At 41.1% G+C, this 20,311-nt stretch carries 20 protein-coding genes; 12 read left to right on the top strand and 8 right to left on the bottom strand.

Annotation, left to right across the window (positions count from 1 at the left end):
- Positions 1-147: 147 nt before the first annotated feature.
- The gene (tyrR, locus tag AC2IOM_RS13630; protein ID WP_486358659.1) at positions 148-1,695 is read left to right on the top strand and encodes a transcriptional regulator TyrR; all 1,548 of its coding nucleotides are present in this window, start codon (positions 148-150) and stop codon (positions 1,693-1,695) included.
- 42 nt (positions 1,696-1,737) lie between these two features.
- Here the strand turns inward: tyrR and AC2IOM_RS13625 are convergent, their stop codons facing one another.
- Entirely contained in the window at positions 1,738-2,172 is a 435-nt protein-coding gene (locus tag AC2IOM_RS13625) for a hypothetical protein (RefSeq protein WP_486358658.1), read from the bottom strand.
- 137 nt (positions 2,173-2,309) lie between these two features.
- On the opposite strand from AC2IOM_RS13625, the gene AC2IOM_RS13620 reads away from it, so the two are divergent.
- Positions 2,310-2,843 (top strand): thioesterase family protein, encoded by a 534-nt coding sequence (locus AC2IOM_RS13620; RefSeq protein ID WP_105170651.1) that lies wholly within the window; start codon positions 2,310-2,312, stop codon positions 2,841-2,843.
- A 97-nt stretch (positions 2,844-2,940) separates the two neighbouring features.
- On the opposite strand, the gene AC2IOM_RS13615 is transcribed toward AC2IOM_RS13620, so the two are convergent.
- Together AC2IOM_RS13615 and smpB are read right to left on the bottom strand one after the other, a co-directional pair.
- Positions 2,941-5,595: a TonB-dependent receptor gene (locus AC2IOM_RS13615; RefSeq protein WP_486358657.1), complete on the bottom strand. Its 2,655-nt coding sequence runs from the start codon at positions 5,593-5,595 to the stop codon at positions 2,941-2,943.
- Positions 5,596-5,859: 264 nt separating this feature from the next.
- The gene (smpB, locus tag AC2IOM_RS13610; protein ID WP_010560515.1) at positions 5,860-6,342 is read right to left on the bottom strand and encodes an SsrA-binding protein SmpB; all 483 of its coding nucleotides are present in this window, start codon (positions 6,340-6,342) and stop codon (positions 5,860-5,862) included.
- 118 nt (positions 6,343-6,460) lie between these two features.
- Between smpB and AC2IOM_RS13605 the strand changes: the two genes are divergently transcribed.
- Together AC2IOM_RS13605 and AC2IOM_RS13600 are read left to right on the top strand one after the other, a co-directional pair.
- On the top strand, positions 6,461-6,892 hold the full coding sequence (locus tag AC2IOM_RS13605; RefSeq protein ID WP_010560514.1) for an SRPBCC family protein: 432 nt from the start codon (positions 6,461-6,463) through the stop codon (positions 6,890-6,892).
- On the top strand, positions 6,893-7,222 hold the full coding sequence (locus AC2IOM_RS13600) for an RnfH family protein (protein ID WP_486358656.1): 330 nt from the start codon (positions 6,893-6,895) through the stop codon (positions 7,220-7,222).
- A gap of 64 nt (positions 7,223-7,286) precedes the next feature.
- Here the strand turns inward: AC2IOM_RS13600 and AC2IOM_RS13595 are convergent, their stop codons facing one another.
- On the bottom strand, positions 7,287-7,634 hold the full coding sequence (locus AC2IOM_RS13595) for an outer membrane protein assembly factor BamE (protein WP_010560512.1): 348 nt from the start codon (positions 7,632-7,634) through the stop codon (positions 7,287-7,289).
- Positions 7,635-7,744: 110 nt separating this feature from the next.
- On the opposite strand from AC2IOM_RS13595, the gene AC2IOM_RS13590 reads away from it, so the two are divergent.
- Positions 7,745-8,065 (top strand): GIY-YIG nuclease family protein, encoded by a 321-nt coding sequence (locus AC2IOM_RS13590; protein WP_105170648.1) that lies wholly within the window; start codon positions 7,745-7,747, stop codon positions 8,063-8,065.
- Here the strand turns inward: AC2IOM_RS13590 and AC2IOM_RS13585 are convergent.
- The 4 genes from AC2IOM_RS13585 to ilvC form a co-directional block, all read right to left on the bottom strand.
- Complete coding sequence (locus AC2IOM_RS13585; RefSeq protein ID WP_486358655.1) at positions 8,019-8,930, bottom strand: M28 family peptidase; 912 nt, start codon at positions 8,928-8,930, stop codon at positions 8,019-8,021. The genes AC2IOM_RS13590 and AC2IOM_RS13585 overlap by 47 nt on opposite strands.
- Complete coding sequence (locus AC2IOM_RS13580; protein WP_486358654.1) at positions 8,927-10,090, bottom strand: tetratricopeptide repeat protein; 1,164 nt, start codon at positions 10,088-10,090, stop codon at positions 8,927-8,929. Before AC2IOM_RS13580 ends, AC2IOM_RS13585 begins: the two co-directional genes overlap by 4 nt.
- A gap of 79 nt (positions 10,091-10,169) precedes the next feature.
- Complete coding sequence (locus AC2IOM_RS13575; RefSeq protein WP_486358653.1) at positions 10,170-11,072, bottom strand: Dyp-type peroxidase; 903 nt, start codon at positions 11,070-11,072, stop codon at positions 10,170-10,172.
- Between the two features lie 92 nt (positions 11,073-11,164).
- Positions 11,165-12,640 carry a ketol-acid reductoisomerase gene (ilvC, locus tag AC2IOM_RS13570; protein ID WP_105170644.1) on the bottom strand — a complete coding sequence of 492 codons (1,476 nt, stop codon included), beginning with the start codon at positions 12,638-12,640 and terminating at the stop codon, positions 11,165-11,167.
- Between the two features lie 127 nt (positions 12,641-12,767).
- Here ilvC and ilvY point away from each other — a divergent pair, with 127 nt between their 5' ends.
- From ilvY to AC2IOM_RS13535, 7 genes are all read left to right on the top strand, one after another.
- The gene (gene ilvY, locus AC2IOM_RS13565; RefSeq protein ID WP_105170643.1) at positions 12,768-13,658 is read left to right on the top strand and encodes an HTH-type transcriptional activator IlvY; all 891 of its coding nucleotides are present in this window, start codon (positions 12,768-12,770) and stop codon (positions 13,656-13,658) included.
- Positions 13,659-13,854: 196 nt separating this feature from the next.
- Positions 13,855-14,637, top strand: a complete 783-nt coding sequence (locus AC2IOM_RS13560) for a MipA/OmpV family protein (protein WP_486358652.1) — start codon at positions 13,855-13,857, stop codon at positions 14,635-14,637.
- On the top strand, positions 14,627-15,013 hold the full coding sequence (locus tag AC2IOM_RS13555; RefSeq protein WP_486358651.1) for a DUF3019 domain-containing protein: 387 nt from the start codon (positions 14,627-14,629) through the stop codon (positions 15,011-15,013). Before AC2IOM_RS13560 ends, AC2IOM_RS13555 begins: the two co-directional genes overlap by 11 nt.
- 9 nt (positions 15,014-15,022) lie before the next feature.
- Positions 15,023-15,709, top strand: coding sequence for a response regulator (locus AC2IOM_RS13550; protein WP_054978376.1), 687 nt, complete (start codon positions 15,023-15,025; stop codon positions 15,707-15,709).
- A gap of 22 nt (positions 15,710-15,731) precedes the next feature.
- Positions 15,732-16,973, top strand: a complete 1,242-nt coding sequence (locus tag AC2IOM_RS13545) for an ATP-binding protein (RefSeq protein ID WP_486358650.1) — start codon at positions 15,732-15,734, stop codon at positions 16,971-16,973.
- A 165-nt stretch (positions 16,974-17,138) separates the two neighbouring features.
- Positions 17,139-18,932, top strand: a complete 1,794-nt coding sequence (locus tag AC2IOM_RS13540; RefSeq protein ID WP_486358649.1) for a DUF4856 domain-containing protein — start codon at positions 17,139-17,141, stop codon at positions 18,930-18,932.
- A 93-nt stretch (positions 18,933-19,025) separates the two neighbouring features.
- Positions 19,026-20,309, top strand: coding sequence for an imelysin family protein (locus AC2IOM_RS13535; RefSeq protein WP_486358648.1), 1,284 nt, complete (start codon positions 19,026-19,028; stop codon positions 20,307-20,309).
- The last annotated feature ends 2 nt before the right edge of the window (positions 20,310-20,311 follow it).

Genomic DNA, 20,311 nt, shown 5'->3' with positions numbered 1-20,311 from the left:
ATAGGGAGCGTTTGCTCCCTTTTTTGATTTGAATGAATAGTTATGGGTTATAGCTTTTTTGTTCATTTATGTTTACAAATTTTCTTCCAATCTTTGGTTTTTTCAGTATTATCAAAATATTGTGCTTAAGCTGGTAATGGGGAAATTATGCGCTTAGAGATCCATTGTGCGGACCGAATTGGTATCGCGCAGGAAATACTCAATATTTTAGTAAGTTACCAAGTTGACTTAAAAGGTATTGAAGTTGATTCAGTTAACTGTCGGATGTATGTCTCTTTTCCGCCAATTGAGTTTGAACAGTTTCAGAAAATTATGCCTGAAATTCGTTTAATTCAAGGTGTAGAAGATGTAAGAACAACCGCATTTTTACCTTCTGAGCGAGAGCATAATGAACTTACCACTTTATTAAGTGCATTACCCGATGGGGTTATTTCTATTGATGTAAAAGGTATTGTGCGCCAATGTAACGATTCAGCTTGTCGCGATTTAAATACATCAAGTACAGAGGTTATTGGTCAGCATATTAATACCCAACTCAAAGGGTTTAACTTTACACGTTGGTTAGAAAGCGCTGAAGTGCTTGCGCAAACAACGCGTGTTGAAGTGAATGGTGAAGATTTTATTGCCGATATCTTGCCAATTTCAGTGCCTGACGCAGAAAATGAAACGATTTTTGTCGGTGCGGTAGTTAACATCAAATCGCAAAGCCGTTTAGGGGAGCAGGTGAGTGCCTTTAGACGACAAGGCAACGAGAGCTTTGCGACGATTCATACTCATAGCAGCGCAATGCGCAAAGTAGTGCGTGAAGCACGCAAAATGGCGCAGTTAGAGGCACCTATTTTAATCACAGGTGAAACAGGTACAGGTAAAGAGTTGTTGGCGAAAGCGTGTCATTATGCGTCAAATCGCGCAAATAAGCCGTTTGTTACGTTATCGTGTGCATCCTTGCCTGATGATGTGGCTGAGTCTGAATTGTTTGGCTGTGCATTGCCGAATGCTGAAAGCCGCGGTGTATTAGAACAAGCCGACGGCGGTACAGTATTTCTTGATGAAGTCGGGGAAATGTCGGCGCAACTGCAAACTAAACTACTGAGATTTTTACAAGACGGCACTTTCAGACGTGTTGGCAGTGAAAATGAAGTTAAAGTTAATGTACGAATTTTAGCGGCAACACAAAAAGATATTCCAGGCATGGTACAAGAGGGGCGCTTTAGGGAAGATCTTTATTATCGCATTAATGTACTTAGCCTAGAGCTTGCGCCGTTAAGAGATCGCAAAGCCGATATTGTGCCGTTAACCGAGCACTTTATTAGCCGTTATTCGCATCAATTAGGGCGCAAGTCGCCGGTATTAGATGACACCATTACCGCGTTTTTACAGCAATATCCGTGGCCGGGTAATGTGCGTCAATTAGAGAACTCTCTATATCGAGCTATTTCACTGCTTGATGATGAGAATTTAAGCATCGAGCATTTACAGCTACCTAGTTTTACCAATGATTTGGGATATCTTGAATCTGATTTTGAAGGTACGCTAGACCAAGCGGTGAAGCGCTTTGAATCGACGCTTTTAAGAAAGTTGTATCCAGCTTACCCAAGTTCGCGTCAACTTGCGAAGCGTTTAGGCTTAAGCCACACTGCAATTGCAAACAAACTACGTGAGTATGGCATTAATCGTAAAACTATTAAGGTGTAATGGTTTAAAGTAGGTGGGCTAGTTTACTTTAAGTGACTAGCCTTAACGTCGTCTTCCGTTGTCTTTGGTAATACCACTTGGAATAATGTAGTTAATACCGTCTTTATTAAATACGATTTTGACGCTGGGATTGCCATTTTTTAAAAAATAGTTGTATTGATCAATCCACAGAATATAGTCGCCACGCACAGGGTACTCTAAACGCTTTTTTTCAAGCTTAATAACATGCGGCCCTAATCGCCATTCAAACTCAGATATATAACCATTGGCAAACTCCTGTACAAAAACCGCCTGATCGTCTCCTGCCAGCGTAAGTGCAATTGAATAAGAGTCCGGCATTTGATCCATAGGATATTGTTCATCACCTATGGTAAATAATTTATTTTGTTTGTCCCATTTAAAGCCAAAACTAAATTCTTGCTTTAAACCTGATGGGAAAACAACTGTGCCGCTACCAGGTAACTCAAAACTCGCCATAAGCTGAAAGCTAACGCACATAAGTATAATAAATGAGATATACGACTTCATAAAACCCTTAAAGTATTGTTTTTTGTACTTGAGATTATTATTAAACCTGAGAGAATAAACTTTTCTGGTAAGACCACTCAAGACAAATGAATTTATATTTTAGATTACTATTACTCTTTTATCGGATAAAGCGTAATAAACTTTATCAACCTTTGTTAGATGAAGTTGAAATTGATTTTCGAGCACTACCAAGCGACTGTGATATTAACCTTCACCTCACTAATTCGCGTTATCTTGCCTTTATGGATTTGGCGCGTACTTGGATGACTGAGCGTTTGGGGTTATTTTCAGTGGTAATGAAGCGCCGTTGGTTTCCAATTGTTAATGCCACAGCAATTACCTACATTAAAGATATTAAACCTCTGCAAACTTTCACTGTGGCAACACAATTAGTTGGCTGGGATCATAAGTATTTTTATATTAAGCAAACGTTTAAATCAGAGCGTGGCTTACATGCCGTTGCTTATGTCCGAGGTGTATTTAAGAAAAAAGGTGGTATTGTAAGCGTTGAAGAAATGCTTGATGCAGCAGGTTTTGATGGCGAAACGCCAAAGCTACATGAAGAAATTGTGCACTGGAAAGAAATGCTTGAGTGTAAAAAACAACGTGACCATGTTTAGTATCAAACACAAGTTTGATGATGATTGCATTCTAATTTAATGTATTAACTAAGCCAAACAATAAAAAGCCCCTTGCGGGGCTTTTTTGCTTTAGTGTTTAGAACTTGTAATTTGCTTGTAAGTACATAAAGCGGCCTTGGCCACTGTGCACATTGGTCGCAAAACCCATAAACTCGTTATAAGTAAATGGCGGCTCTTCATTAAACAGGTTGGTAATACCTAATGTGAGCGTTGTATTTTCGATACCATGGTAGTTAAAGGTTGCATCAACCGTAATAAATTCATCGACATCAGACAACGTAACCGTTTGATTTTCAATTTCGTTACCTTGTGCATCTTTTGCTGCTTGCACGCGGACTGAATCATCTTGCTTAAATGAATCAACAAAGTTAAGCGCAAGTGATGTTGTAAAATCATTTATTGCGTAATCAGCACTCAAAGTGAAGCGTAGTTCAGGTTGTTCAAAGTCACCGGCTTCCGTATCGATACGCTGACCACCATTTCCATCAGGGCGCTTATCTTCATACTCCAACATATAATTCATCACGTAAGAGAACTTAAAGTCGCCAATTTCTGTCGGTAAATTGTATTTCACATCGACATCAAGGCCTGATGTGGTTAAGTCACCAATATTTTGGAATGTATCGTAAATAACAACAACTTCACCCGGGTCGTTAGCAATGCCGGTTGGTATACGTTCTACAACGTCTGGATTTCCGCCTTGTGTAGTAAATATGAACTGAGTATCAGAGTCGATAATATCTTCAATATCATAGCTGTAGTAATCAACTGATACGCTTAAATCATCGGTAATATTGTACACCACACCAAGGTTAAAACTTTCAGACTCTTCAGGACCTAAGTCTGGGTTACCTTCAAAAATAGCAGTGTACTCGAATGGGTCACAGCCAAGGCCAACTAAGTCACAGCGATACTTATCAACCAAGGTAGGGGACTCATCCGTTCGACCAAGGCCAAGTTGGTGTAGCGATGGTGCTCTAAATGCCGTACCCCAAGAGCCGCGTAAAAGAAGGTTATCTATTGCGCGCCAAGAAAACGACAGCTTTGGATTAGTGGTATCACCAAAGTCACTGTAGTCTTCGTAACGTACCGCCAGTTGTACTTCTAAGTCGTCAATAACCGGCACGGCAACTTCTGCAAACAACGAGCTATTGTCGCGTGTGCCATTAGCCTGTGTCGCTTCAGTACCAAAAATTTGACCACGTAGATATTGATCGTCTGGGTTATCGCTAATTGACTCTTCACGATATTCAGCACCCACAGCCAGCATCAGTTCCCCTGCTGGTAATTCTGCCAATGGGCCATTTACTTTAAAGTCGAATGTTCTATTGGTTGATTTACCGATACGTGTGGTCGTGGTTTCAATATAATCTAACACCTCTTGGCCATTTGATGACGGCTCAAATGGGTTGTATGCGCCAGAGTCAATCGCTTCTTGTAATCGTACTTTATTAGGGAAACCGTCTACACCGCGTTCAACCGACTGGCTTTTAATGTAAGAATACGCAGCTTCATAGCCCCAATCGCCCCACTCACCTTCAAATCCTAGAATTGCACGGTAATAATCTGCATCAACACGTTTTTCGCGGTTGCCAATATCAACCATGCGGCGACGCATCGTTAAATCTTGGCCATGAAACTCATGATCAGGCATATTGGCAAATGGATGGTTGATGTTGTCAGCATCCATATTCAATTCATTAAAGCTCGGGCTACCAGCACCGCGGATCATGGTTTTTGAGTTTTGACCGTTAAGCTCAGTGAAAACACGGAAAGTATCATTCACATCGTAACGACCTGAATAATTAAAGCTAAAGCGCTCATTTTGCGGGAACATGGTCATATAAGGCGCATAGTCATAACTACAGTAATTTGTAACTATATCCTCAGGCGCGCACACATCATTGCCAAAGGTGTCTGGCATACGATTAGTTGAATCAGACTTTAGCGCGATAGTGCCAGGAATACCTGATGAAGAGCGAAAATCATCTGCGTACACATCACCCGTGCGTGCTCGTTGATTGGCTGTTGCACTATAATTACGGTCTGCGTAAAGCACTTCTTCGCGGTTAAAATAATCTAGAATAAAGGTGTGAGAGCTGTTATCTGTGGTGTTACCAAAAACCACAGATACGTTTGTTTCTTCACCACCGCCATCTGCGGTGTCGCCATATTTTGCGCTAATTTCTACACCGTCGATGTCATCACGTAAAATAACGTTAATTACACCAGCAATCGCATCAGAACCATAAGTAGCAGATGCGCCATCTTTTAGGATATCGACACGTTTGATTGCGGCGATTGGGATATTGTTAATATCAACAAATGCAGTATCAATGCCTTTTGCAAATGGGCTTACCGACACGCGGCGGCCATTAACTAAAATTAATGTAGAGTCAGCACCTAAACCACGTAATGACACACTCGAGCCGCCATTTGCGGTATCGTCACTGCTGTTGGCTTGCGTTGAAAATGTACCTTGGCCAGAAATTGGCAGTTTCGCGAATAAGCCAATTAAGTCGGTAACGCCTGTTTTGGCAATATCATCAGCTGATAAACTTGTTACAGGTGAAGGGCCTTCAAGATCGGTGCGTTTTATATGAGAGCCGGTGATCTCGATGCGTTCGACTTGCTTTTCTTGTTCAGCATTAACTGTATAGGTTGAAAACAGTAGTGACGCAGAAATAACGGAGGTTAAGGAGTTAAGCTTAAACTTTGTAGCGCGTTTCATGGACCATTCCTTGTTTGATTATTATAAATTAAACGATAAATTCATAGCGTGAATTAACCTTTTAAATTAATAACATGTTAATCACAAATTAACAATAAGGTTACTTTTGTCCCTAAAACTAAAGTGTAACTTTGTTTGTGAAAAGATATAGCTTGATGAGAAATCTTATCTAGAGGTATGTGAGGTGTGAGGCGATATAGGTTGATTTAAATTTGGCATAAAAAAACCACGCAAAGGCGTGGTTTTTAATAATTTACTGGGCGTTTAACGTGCTGAATGTTTCATCATACGTTCTTTTTCACGAGCCCAATCTTTATCTTTACTATCGGCACGTTTATCGTGCAGTTTCTTACCTTTAGCAAGGCAGAATTCAAGTTTAACCCAGCATTTTTTCCAATACATAGCAGTGGCGATTAAAGAAAAACCGTCGCGTTCTACTGCACCCACTAAACGATCTATTTCACGTTTATTGAGCAGCAGTTTTCGCGGTCGCATTGGATCGCACACAACGTGTGTAGACGCTTGAATTAAAGGCGTAATTTGGCTTGCATGTAAGTAAGCTTCGCCGTTTTTAACTTGAATAAAGGTTTCGGTAATATTTACTTTGCCGGCGCGAATACTTTTCACTTCCCAGCCTTGTAATTCCATACCAGCTTCAAATTTATCTTGCAGCAAATACTCGTGTCGCGCTTTTTTATTTAGCGCGATGGTATTGCTTTGTGCTTTTGGTTTTTTGTGTTTTGCCATAATGCCGCCATTATACTTATCCGCTATGGTTTTACACTATTTTTTGCCATTACACGGGTTATTTTTTGTTTCTGCGTCAAACCTTGATAGAATTCGCGTTGTTAAATCTGGAGAGAATATGCCGCAAATTAGTCGATCTGCGCTCGTGATGTTTAGTGCGCAGCAAATGTATGATTTAGTTAATGATGTTTCTAAATATCCTGAATTTTTGCCAAATTGCTCTGGTGCAAAAGTACATAACCAAAATGAGTTGTGTATGTCTGCATCAGTAGAAATCTCGAAAGCTGGCATGCGTAAATGGTTTTCAACAGAAAATACATTAAAAGCGGGTCAAGCGATTGATATGCGCCTGATTGATGGCCCGTTTAAAACCTTGGCGGGTGGTTGGAAGTTTACAGCGCTTGATGATCATGCTTGTAAAGTGAGCTTAGAACTCAATTTTGAATTTACCAACAAGCTAGTCGAACTTGCATTTGGCAAAGTATTTAATGAAGTGGCAAATAATATGGTAAAAGCATTTACTCAGCGCGCGAAGCAGGTTTACAAATAAATGAAATCGATAGAAATAGTTTACGCACTGCCTGACAGCGCAACAACGGTGACCTTTAATACTGAGGACGACTTAAGCGTTGAACAAGTTATTGGGCAATGCGGCATTTTAGAAAAATGCCCTGAAATTGATTTAACAAAGCTTGCGGTAGGTATTTGGAATCGTACCTGTAAGTTGCATCAAACCGTAAAAGATGGTGACCGAATCGAAATTTATCGTCCATTAATTGCCGATCCGAAAGAAGCGCGCAGACGCCGTGCAGAAAAAGCGAAAGATGAGGGCAGGGCAAATAAGATTACTGGCGGGCGTTCAGGACGTCGCCAATCATAAAAACAAAAAAGTCATGCAATTGCATGACTTTTTACGTTAATCTGAAGTCAGATAAAGTGTTAACTTATTGCTCTAGCGGTGTATTAAATGTTTCTGGCGTTTCATAATCACCGCGTAACGCTTTTAGTTTGTCGCCTTCAAATTCAACCACAAGCTCTTTGCGCACTTCGCTGTCTCTGCCTGGGTTAAATTGATATAAGTAATACCAATTGCTCTCATCAAATGCATCTTTTGCGATTGGTTGACCCAATACATAGAGTACTTGTTCACGTGTCATTTCAACACGTAGCTTATCAATATCGCTTTGCTCTAAAAAGTTTCCTTGTGGAATTGGCATTCTATATAGCCAAGATGAGCAACCTGAGGTAAAAACGATCACTGCGCACAGCGAAATATACTTAAACCATTTCATTGAATACTTTAATCCTTACTACTAATCGCACCATGATACCTCTTGCTATCAGGTTATAAAAGTGTAAATTTGACCTAAATTTTACAATGAAGTTCCCAAGTGTTTGTTTTATGTCGCAGTTAGAAAGTCCCACCAAACAAAGTCATGTACAGTCAACTTGGTTTATTTACATAGTTGAAACCCGCTATGGTCATTGGTATACCGGCATTACAACGGATGTTGCACGACGCTTTTGCCAGCATAGCTCAGGCAAAGGAGCAAAAGCGTTAATTGGTAAGGGGCCGTTAAAATTACTACTTGAGCGGCAAGTGGGCAGCAAAAGTGACGCCAGTAAGTTAGAGTATCAAGTCAAAAAATTATCAAAAAAGCAAAAGATCAGCTGGGTTAACGCCTGCTTAGCAACTGATAGTTTGCATCCAATTGAGAAATGACCTTAGCAATATTATGTAAGCTGCCATCAAAAAAGGCATGATCAATATTTTCATAGGTGTCGTGTTGGCTATGATAATTGCTATGCTCACCTACGCCAAAATACAAAATAGCAATGCGCTTGCGATGAAATTCGCGGTGGTCGCCAGCATCAAGTATGCGTCTGCGTTGATTTTTAATTGTTCGATTATAAAAGCCATTACCTCTTGTGAATTTTACCTCGCTGTCTTTATGCCAAATGTTTGTGCGAAGTGATTCAATAAACGCCTTAGATGGCGCATTATAAAGGCCAAGTAGTTTGTTACGCTTGCTCACTCCAAGCATATCTAAGTTAATATTGATTAGTACATTTGACAGAGGGATGGGTGAAGCCTTGATAAATTCGCGAGCGCCAAATAAGCCTGACTCTTCTGCATCAGTTGCGAGAAAAAGGTAGTTAAGTTTTCTATTGGGTTGTTTGGCGATAAGTGACGCCAATGTAATTAACGCAGCAACACCGCTAGCATTGTCGTCGGCGCCATTATAAATGTGTCTTCCTTTAGTACCTAAATGGTCAAAGTGCGCAGAGATTACTACCGTTGGCCTGTTGGCAATTTGTTCGCTGGCTGCAAGCACATTGTGTGCTTCTTTTTCACCAAAAAAGCCACTGCTGTAGCGAAACGGCACTTTGTAATTGGTAAATACGGGGGAGAGCCCCGCATTTTGAAATTGTTTTGCAATATAGTCTGCTGCAATGCTGGCGTGCAGCGTGCCTGTTTTTCGCCCCGCAAGTTGGTCATGGCTGAGTATTTGTAAATGACTGTGGGCCTTAAGTGTATCTTGCGTTGTTACACTCAGTGATAAAGCGAAGAAAAGTGCGTGTATCATCTCAATAACTGCGCACTTAATGACATTATTTTGCCTCGATAACGGCGTTTTTCGCTGTCAAAATAGGCATGTTTTTCGGCTTGTTGTAACTCGCTTAGCGCTTTGTCGATATCGCCAATCATAAAGTATGCCTTAGCTAAGCCAAAGTGACTTTCGTGAATTTCGCGGTCGAGTTTAATTGCTCTTTTAAAAAAGCTGATGGCGGTTCGGTAGTCATTTTGATAAAGCGCTTCGTTGCCTTTAGCAATCGCATAATAGGGGTTTTTGCTGCGTTTGCGTTCAAGTGCAATCCGAATATTTTGGGCCTCAAGGCTACGTCCTGTTAGTTCATATAAGCGAGCTAAATTACCCTTGGCAGTATTGTTATCATTATCGAGAGAAAGCGCGTGGTTGTAGGCGAGTTCTGCCTTATCAAACTGATTATTAATGCGATAAAGCACGCCTAAATTGCCGTAGGTAGAGCCGTAGTTGGGAGCACTTTCGATTGCTGCACTAAAATAGGAATAGGCGAGGTGGTGTTCGCCATTAATCATCGCTGCAGCCCCTTTGTTGTTGTAAAACATCGCTAAGATTACGTCTTCGCTAATAATTTTAGAACGAAATTTGTGACGCAAACTACTAGGGTTGAAATCGATTATGAGATCACCTGTGGTATCGTAAATGGTTGAGGTAAGCGCAACATCACTGGCACTTGGGCGCAAAACACGTAAATTAACGTGCCCAGTGAGCAAGCTGTAGCCATTTTCACTCGCCCAGTATTCAGGAATATACACTTGCTGAAAACGCGACGCCAAGCCAAGGTGTTTAGACATGCTGTAGGCCATAATCGACAGCGAGAGGCAGTTGGCATTATTGTTGTTGAATGTATCTTCTGCGGTAAGGGTTGCACCCGAAAGGTAGTTCAGGCTTTGATTTTGTGGGCTGAAAATGTATTCAACCAGTGAGCGGGTCACAACACGTTTATCAATATCGCGTGATACGGCTTGTTCGATAAGGGCTTTGGTATTGTCAGATAAACTGAAGACGTCTTTTTTGGTTTCAACAGGAATACGCGTAAATTGCGTGTCGTTGATAAGTTGATTTGGCGGTGAAATGGCTTTTGGTGTGCTGTTACATGCCGCCAAAATTAACACTGAAATTAAGCAAATCAAGATGCGCATATTGAACCTCTTTGAACACCATACTTACTGTTAAAGATAGATAAAATATGCGCAATTTGCTTGTTTAAATTGTTACAGCTTATGTCGTCACAATCTGTGTTAATTGTGTTTGTGACGGCGCAAACCAATATGCGCTGTTAACTGCTTTTGAGTAATCGATCAGTTTGTCATAAATACCATCTTGGGTTAGGCCAAACATGCGTTCGAGTTGAATTTGAAAGCGTTGTTGTTCACAGGCAAAGCCTAAAAAGTAGAGGCCTTTTTCGTTTGCGTTTCCAAATGGCACACTGCGGCGATAGAGTTTCATGGCCACATTATCTACTTTCACGTCGGTACGCGATACATGCGAATCTTTTGGCATATCATCGCCTTCAAGTTCGATGGAATCTGGTTTTGTGCGACCCACTATTTTTTCTTGGACGGTAACGGGCAGTTTTTCAAATTCACTAAGGTCATGCACCCATTTTTGCGTTAAAACAAAGCTGCCTTGCTGATGAGAATGTGACGTTGGCAGTAGTGCTGCGTCTGCTTTTGCTGCTAAATCTTTTGGATTTGCACTGCCATCGACAAAGCCGGTGAGATCACGATTGTCTTTGTATCGAAACCCTGGGCACTCAAGCGCTAAGATAGCGACGCCGTTTAACTGTGATTGGCATAATTGCATCGCGTCAAACACACCATCCAAATCATCACCGTGCAACCAAATTAATAAATCGTGTTGGGTGGCGGGCGCAGTGTGACCAAACGGCCCTGAAAGCGTTGCAAAATCAGTAAATTCAAGCGCTTCAGCTTGGTTGTCTAAATGTTGCCAAAGGCGTCTGCCAAATGCGATAACTGAACTACAATTGAGATTATCGCTAATATTTCTTAATGCATTTTTTAGTGCGTTAATGGTGTCTGCATCTCGGTTAGTAATGACATATTCTAAAAAGTAGCTATGCCTATTATTGTCATCGAAGATACCAGGTTGTGCATGTTCCATTTGATTGGCCCCTTTATTTGTTTGCGCTACATTAACCCAGAAATAAGGCAAAAAAAAGCCCGCTTAAGCGGGCAGTTTACTCAGGGTTTACCTTAAATAATTGGTTTCATTGCTGACATATAACCACGCAGTGTTTCACCAATCACCTCTACTGGGTGTGTGCGAAGCGCTTTGTTTACTTCAATCAGACGTGCATTCTCTACGCGGTTATCGGTTGGAGATAGTCCTTTACCGATTACGTCTGTGTTAACTGTGGTCATAAAGTCTTTTAATAATGGTAAGCAGGCATGGTTATATAAGTAACAACCGTATTCTGCCGTGTCTGAAATGGTTGCATTCATTTCATAGAGTTTCTTACGCGCAATTGTATTGGCAATTAACGGTGTTTCATGCAGTGACTCATAGTATGCTGATTCGTCTTTAATGCCTGCAGCTGTCATGGTTTCAAACGCAAGTTCAACACCTGCTTTCACCATAGCAACCATTAGAATGCCTTTATCAAAGAACTCTTGCTCAGTGATCTCATCACTGGTATTTGCTTGCTTTTCAAAGGCCGTTTCGCCGGTTTCCTTGCGCCAGCCTAGTAATTTAGCGTCATCTTCCGCCCAGTCTGCCATCATACCTGATGAAAATTCACCACTCATAATGTCGTCCATATGCTTGTTATAAAGCGGACGCATAATTACTTTTAGTTCTTCAGATAAGTCAAACGCTTTGATTTTTGCAGGGTTTGATAGGCGGTCTAACATGTTAGTTACACCACCGTACTTGAGTGCTTCAGTGATCACTTCCCAGCCATATTGCAGTAACTTAGAAGCGTATGCCGCATCAATACCTTGCTCAACCATTTTATCGAAACACAGTAGTGAACCTGTTTGTAGCATGCCACATAAAATAGTTTGCTCGCCCATAAGATCTGATTTTACTTCCGCAACAAATGACGAAAGTAACACACCTGCACGATGACCACCGGTACCTGCAGCATAAGCTTTAGCTTGCGCTAAGCCTTTACCTTCTGGATCATTTTCAGGGTGCACTGCGATAAGCGTTGGTACACCAAAGCCACGCTTATATTCTTCGCGTACTTCAGTACCTGGACACTTAGGTGCAACCATAATTACGGTAATGTCATCACGTACTTGCATGCCTTCCTCAACAATATTGAAGCCATGCGAATAAGCAAGTGTTGCACCATGCTTCATTAGTGGCATTACTGCTTCTACTACGCTGGTATGTTGTTTGTCAGGCGTTAAGTTAAGTACTAAGTCAGCATCTGGGATAAGTTCTTCGTATGTGCCTACAACAAAACCATTATCGGTGGCGTTAAGGTAAGATTGGCGTTTTTCAGCAATCGCTGATTCGCGTAATGCGTAAGATACATCAAGACCGGAATCGCGTAAGTTTAAGCCTTGGTTAAGTCCTTGTGCGCCACAGCCAACTACAACCAATTTTTTACCGACTAACGCATCAACGCCATCGACAAATTCAGATGGGTCCATAAACTCACATTGAGCAAGCTGCGCAAGCTGCTCGCGTAACGGTAAACTGTTAAAATAATTCGTTGCCATGTCTCATTCCTAAATAAAAAAATCGCTGCCTTTTGCAGCATTGATTTAACCATAAAAGAAATTTTTAATTGCGTAAAATGATATATTTGAACTATTGTATTACAAAAAATGAAATATAAGTTTTTCAATGGATATCAAACGTCTGCAATTATTTTTGGTGCTGGCAGAGCAATTGCACTTTGCAAAAGCGAGTGAACTGGCGAATGTCAGCGCGCCAACGCTCAGCCGCAATATAAAACAACTAGAAGACGAAGTTGGAGCTATTCTTTTTAATCGCAATAAGCGCAGTGTGTCGTTAACTAAGCAAGGTGAAGCATTTGTCCGTTATGCCAGAGCCACGATTAGCGAATGGCAGATGTTTCGCGCATCACTCAATGAAGCAGGGGAGGCGCTATCGGGTGAAGTGAAGTTATTCAGCTCTGTTACCGCAACGTATAGTTTTTTGTATGACTTGCTCAAAAAAGTGAGACTGGCGCATCCACACATTGAAGTAAAATTAAATACAGGTGACCCAGCACTAGCCATTGAGCGGGTAATGAAAGGCTTTGAGGATATGGCTATTGCCGCAAGACCCGATAAGCTGCACGATAGCCTTGCGTTTTTCTCACTTGGCTCATCTCCATTAGTATTTATAGCGCCAAATGATGATGGACCTTTAGGCACCGTAATCAATGATGCAATTAGTGAGCGAGTTGATATACCTTGGCAAAAATTACCTTTTATTGTGCCGGACCAAGGGTTAAGTCGTAAGCGCTTAGCCGACTGGTGGCAGAAAAATGGTATTAATCCGTTAATTTACTCCAAAGTAGCAGGTAATGAGGCAGCCGTTTCTATGGTGAGTTTAGGCTTTGGTGTGGCACTTATTCCGAAAGTTGTTGTCGATAATAGTCCAATAAAAGATAAAGTTCAGATTTTGTCGATGCCGGATCCGGTACCTGCATTTGATGTTGGCTTGGTGACTAAAAAGGCGCACTTACAGCAACCTATTATGAATGCAATTTGGCAGCTGCTTAAGTAACACGCTCTAAAGGTTAGTGAGTTATTTTTAAACAAAACGCTTTTATCTCTAATGAAAATGGGTGAATATTTGTGTGTTTTACGACGAAGCTTGTAAGTAATTGTAATTTTTGTTGCAGGATTTGTTCGGATTGGTAAAGTGCGCGTAATTTCTCGGAGAATTTTGAATATTGAAGCATATAGTTTGCATAATTATATTGTTTTTTAGTTGGGGAAGTTGTGCTCAGCAAAGCGAAAATGCAATCGAACTAAGTCAATTACGACTTGGTGTAGCATTAGGTTTTGGCACAATTACAAATCCACTCACTGATGGTGATAATTTACCGTTAATTGTGATCCCCGATATTGCATACTATGGTGAACGTGTTTACTTTGATAACGGTCAACTTGGTTTTACCTTATCTGAACACAACCGGCATGTATTTAATCTTATCTCCGAGTTCAATCCAGAAAATCGCTTTTTTGTGACATGGCACCCCGCCAATGTATTTATTGCTCGAAACGCATTCACGGAACCTGCAAATTCTGAACGGATCTCTATTTCAGAAATAAATAGCCCTAAGTGGGCATTAGATGGTGGTGTGAATTATCAGTATATTGCCGATACTTGGCGCTTTTCAGCCAGTGTTTTGCACGATATTTCTAATGTACACAAAGGTCAGCGCGTTGCATTAAGCTTAAGTAAAGGCTGGCAAACACAATCTGGATTATTGAGTGTGCGTTTGGGGCTTGATTATTTATCTCACAAACTCGCAGATTATTATTATGGTATTCAAGCCGACGATCAGGTTGGCATTACGTTTCAGCAAAATGCTGCCTGGTTGCCTCACGTAGAACTAAGTTGGCATAGGCAAATTAATCAACATTTTGGTTTGTTAGCAAAAGTAAAATACCACTATTATGGTTCGCTTAGTGATAGTCCTTTATTTTCGAGTAATCAAAGCGTGACAGTATTTACTGGGGTGACCCATGTTTTTTAGATACTGTCTGTTTTTTATATTGTGCGCATTTAACAGTGCGGGCGTTGCTGCACAGCAAAAAGCGCATTTTCAGTTAGCTCCTGCGGTGTGCATGGTGCAAAACAGTGATGATGTGTGTCAGGTTGAGGTTAACTTTGAATGGCAGATAAAAAAAGCAGAGGATGTTTGCATTTTACGCGATCAAACACCCTTAAAATGTTGGCAAAATGCCACTGAAGGGCGTTTTAGTTATAAAGCTGACGTTCAGTTTGGCACAGTATACTCCTTGGTCAATCGGAAAACTGGCAAACAAATTGCCAGTGCGAAAATCAAAGTTCAAAGCAGCAATACCAAGTCGCAGCGTAGGCGATTACGCACCCCTTGGAGCTTTTTCTAGGAGATAAAGATGGCGCATATTTTATTAGTGGAAGACGATCTTGCCTTACAACAACTGACCAAAGATTATTTAGAACACAACGGTATGACGGTTGATGTGTTAAGTGATGGTTCTGAAGTAATGGCGGCACTTGAAGCTAATATGCCTGATTTAATGATTTTGGATGTAATGCTGCCAGGTAAAGACGGTTTTAGCGTGTGTCGTGAAGTACGCGATCGCTACCAGTTGCCCATTTTAATGTTGACCGCAAAAGGCGAAGATTTTGATCAGGTGATTGGTCTTGAGCTGGGTGCCGACGACTATGTTATTAAACCAGCTGAACCAAGAGTTTTATTAGCACGTATCTCTGCGCTACTGCGTCGTGGAGCAGTAGAAAAAAGCAGTGAAGAACTGCGTTTTGGTACGCTTACCATTGATAAAAACAGCCGTATTGTTAAGTTGCTTGGTGAAGAAGTGAGCTTAACCTCGCACGAATTTGAATTATTGTGGTTATTGTCAAACAGCGCAGGCGAAGTGCTTAGCCGTGACTTTGTGCACGAGAAAATGATCGGCCGTGAATACGATGGCCTAGACAGAACGGTAGATGTACGTGTGTCTCGACTACGTAAAAAACTTGGCGATAATAGTGACAAACCTTATCGCATTAAAACCGTATGGGGACAAGGCTACTTGTTCGTATCAGATGCTTGGGGATAATCACACGCTGCAAGGAATTTAAATGGGCAAGTTATTTGTTAGCTTATACGCCTATATTATCATCTCTATTTTTGTTCTTAGCGGTGCGCTTGAGAAACTATGGCCTGAACCCAATGGCATAGATGCGCTACCGCTTGCACCGCAAGTCACAGAATCGCTTTCCCAATTAGCAAAAACAGCTAATGGTTTTACTGAACTCAAAGACATTTATCAAAACGAAGTGATTTCGTCTGATCTTGTTGCATTTTTGCCAGAACAAAGCGCTAATTTAAAGCAAGGACTAGCAGTACCTGTATTTGATGGTCCGCAGCAAGTAATCTGGTATTTGCAGGTAAATGATAAAGAATTACTGAAAATTGGTCCGTATCGTTTTGATGCCAATAGTTACGATTCGGTATGGCCATTTTTTATTATGTTGCTGGTTATTGGTTTACCCGTTGCGGCCTGGAGTTATTGGCTATGGCGTGATTTTAATCAGTTAGAAAAGGCATGTCACAATATAAGCGCACCAGAAGATTTGCAAATCAGTGGTGACGACAAGTCTGCCTTATTGCCAATAAAACAAACGTTAATGGCGATGAAAGCGCGTATAAAACACTTATTGGATAGTCAGCGCGAGCTGACCTCGTCTGTATCTCACGAGTTTAGAACGCCATTAGCACGGCTTAAATTTGCGATTGCGATGCTGGAACAAACACAAAGCGACGATAAAAGTAAGCCATACTTTGACGGTATGCAGTCCGACATTCAAGAACTTGAGTCGCTAGTGAGTGAAATGTTGGAGTTTGCAAAATTAGAACGAGAAAAACCGCAACTTAATATTGAGTTTTACGATGTGGTCGCGCAAACACAACATTTTGTGCAAAAGCTTGGTTTTAACCACGCGGCTGCTATCAAAATTGAAGCAGACACAGCCATAGAGTTAAACGCCGACCCACATTTCATTGGCCGCGCAATTCAGAACTTTATTGGTAATGCGCTGAAATATGCAGAGCAGCAAGTAATCGTTACGTTGACGCAAACCTCAAGCACTATTTTTATTAAAGTGGCTGACGATGGCCCTGGCATTGAACAATCCGAGTGGGAAAACGTATTTAAACCATTTACCCGTTTAGATAAAAGCCGCAATAAAAAAATCAAAGGGTTTGGCTTGGGATTGGCAATCGTGCAAAAAATCATAAACTGGCACGAAGGTGAATGTTATCTTGAAAGTGGCCCGTTAAAAGGCGCATGTTTTGTAATTGCGTTACCTAAAAAACCTTAATTTGATCTCTGTTAAATTGAAGCAATACAAAACTGCTATGATGATTTTCTGTAAACAAAACATTAAAATAAACTAAATGAGATTGATTCTCATTGGTTTTGAAGTTTATAATAGCGTTAGTTTATAAATCTTCATTAATAAAAATTATACTTTATAGGTCACATAATGATTAATTTTCGTAAATCTGCGTTAGCATCAGCTGTAATTGCTGTGTCTCTTGGCTTAACTGGCTGTGGTGGTAGCGATAGCAAAAAAGATCCTGTAACTCCTGTAAACCAAGCTCCAACTGATATCCAAATCTCAGCATCTTCAATTACCGAAGATACACTTGGTGTTGCGATTGGTGCGTTAACTGCAACAGATGATGCAACATCAGGTCATACGTTCACAGTATCAGACGCGCGTTTTGAAATCGTTGATGGCGAACTTAAAGTAAAAGATAGCTTAGCGTTTAATTTTGAAGAAGCAGCAGAAGTTGCGGTTGACGTAACAGTAACAGACGCGGGTGGCCTTACGTTTACTAAAACGATTACGTTAACAGTAAGTGATATCGAAGCAGAAAACGGTGTTAACGTTTACGAGTTTAACACTAAACTAGACGGCTTTTCTGGCTCGTCAGTATCGTACTCTGGTCAAACAGCGCGTCACGCACTTTCAGCAGAACTTAAGCACTACATGGGCTTAATGACAGTTGAATACATTGAAACCAATAACATTATGGCAGCAGATGTACGCGCTAATCTAAACGCTCTTTGGAGTGACTACGCGGCGATTGCAGATTCACCAATCTCGCACTTAGGCGATGACCTGTCTGCGTATAAACAAAAGTTTTTCTCAGATATTTCATCTTCTGATAAAAACTTAGGTGGTGAAAACGGTAAAATCGCTGGTAACGATCCAACAAAAATGTATAAAGAATGGCATGTTGCGGGTAACTTTAAAGGTTGGAACAACTTTGGTGAGCAAGTGAGCACACCTGAAGGCTTAGTATTCCACTATTTCGACTTATTTATTGCACAAATTGAAAAAGTAAATGCCGGTGAAGCGCTAGTAGACGCAAACGGTGTTGCAATTTCAAAAGCTTTCATCACACCAGAAGGCTTAGACTTAGTTCAGCTAGTTCAAAAGCATACACTTGGCGCATTAATGTTCTCACAAGGTACTGATGATTACCTAGGTGAAGGCTTAGCTTCTGATAACAAAGTAGCTGACAAAGGTACTAAAACTTACACAGCACTTGAACATCAATTTGATGAAGGCTTTGGTTACTTTGGTGCTGCGCGCAACTACCTAGAATACTCAGACAGCGAAATTGCTAAAAAAGGCGGTCGCGAAAACTTCCAAGGTAAAAATGATATTAATATCGATGGCGTAATTGACCTAACGTCAGAGTTTGTTTGGGGTAATTCGTCTAACGCTGCTAAACGTGACCTTGGCGCAGAAGAAGCGACAGATTTCACAGCACAGGCAATGACGCACTTTATTGCTGGTCGTAAAATGATTTCAGACAACGTTGGCAAAAATGTAGCTGAGTTCTCTGCAGATGACAAAGCACAGTTTGACAACCATGTATTCCAAGCTGCATTAGCATGGGAAAAAGCAATCGCAGCAACAGTAGTGCATTATATTAATGATGTAATTGCTGATATTGAGAATATTGAAGACGGCGAATACACATCAGCTGAATTCGCAGATTACGCTAAGCATTGGGGTGAAATGAAAGGTTTCGCACTGAACTTCCAATTTAGCCCGTTCTCACCATTTGCAAACCATGAACTAAACCCGAAAAAAGATACGGTAGGTGAAGCTAAGTTTGTTGAAGTGCATGAGCTATTTGGTGATATGCCAGTGTTAGCAGGTGCAGATGAGTTCATAAATTACAAAGCTAAGTTAATTGCTGCTCGCGACATCTTAGATAACGCGTATGACTTTGCTGATGCGAACTCAGAGAACTGGTAATTTAAAATACATTTTAAATTGATATAAAAGGTTAGTAATTTCGGTTACTAACCTTTTGCTGTATTTATAATTCGAGATTTTAGGATAATTTTTATGTTGATATCCGCAAAACTTAAACCGATAGCATTGGCAACATCATTAGTATTGACGTTGGCAGCGTGTTCGGAAGATACCTCAAGTACACAGGGACCAAATTTTGGTGGCGGTACAAGCGAGCCAGGGAATGGTGGCGGCACAACGTTTGATGAAAAAGCGTTAGTGGCAAACTTAGTAGATAATGTAATCACGCCAACATTTACCTCGTTTAATCAACAAGCGAGTGCAAACAAACAAAACATTGAAAGCTATTGTGCAGTTGAAAAAGCAGCCATGGCAGGTGATGCAACGGAACAGCAACGTTTAGCTGCATTAGCCTCGGCGCAAACTAGCTGGCGCGATACAACGGCACTTTGGCAACATGCAGAGCTAATGCAAATGGGGCCGCTGTTAGAAAATGAAGGCGAACTGCGTAACCTAATTTATTCTTGGCCTGCTAAAAGCTTATGTGGCGTAGACCAAGATACCGTGTATTTTGAAGACGGTGTAATTAATCAAAATGCATCGCGCCCGTACGATATTAAACAGCGTACCGCAACGCGTCGTGGTCTAGTAAGCCTTGAACATTTGCTGTTCACCGAGCAGCTAAATCATAGCTGTTCAGTCGCTAATGATGCACTTGCAACATGGAATAACCGCAGCGATAGCGAACGTCGAATCGCGCGCTGTGAGTTCGCTGTTGAAGTTGCCAGCGATTTAGTTGATAACAGCCAAGTGTTACTTGATAAATGGAATGGTGACAATGGCTACGCAATGACGTTAAAAAATGCCGGTGAAGTTGGCAGCAGTTTTGATAGCGTGCATGCAGCGGTTAATGTGATTTCCGATGCACTTTTCTATCTCACTGAAGAACTAAAAGATCAAAAATTAGCATTACCGCTAGGTTATGAAAGTAATTCGTGTGGTTTAGAAGCATGCCCTCAAGATGTTGAATCACCGATAGCGGCGCAATCGCTTGCTAATATCAAAGCAAACCTTGCTGCGTTTGAAAAGCTCTTTACTGGCAATGGTGTAGTGCAAGATAACACTACGGGTTTTGATGATTTTCTTGTAGAAGAAGAGGGCACTGACGTTAAAGACGCGATGTTAACTGGCCTTGAGCAATCAAATGCCGCGTTAGATGCGATTAATGGTTCGCTGCAACAAGCACTGATTGATGAAAAAGACAAAGTAGAAACGTCACACGCAAAAGTAAAAGATGTGACCGATCAGTTAAAACATGACTTTATTAACAAACTTGCGCTTGAATTACCTAAATCTTCAGCCGGCGATAATGATTAGAG

Source organism: Pseudoalteromonas sp. NS-SX12, from assembly GCF_057367955.1.
The sequence above is the reverse complement of the archived record's forward strand: the minus strand, read 5'-3'. Positions and strand labels throughout refer to the sequence as shown.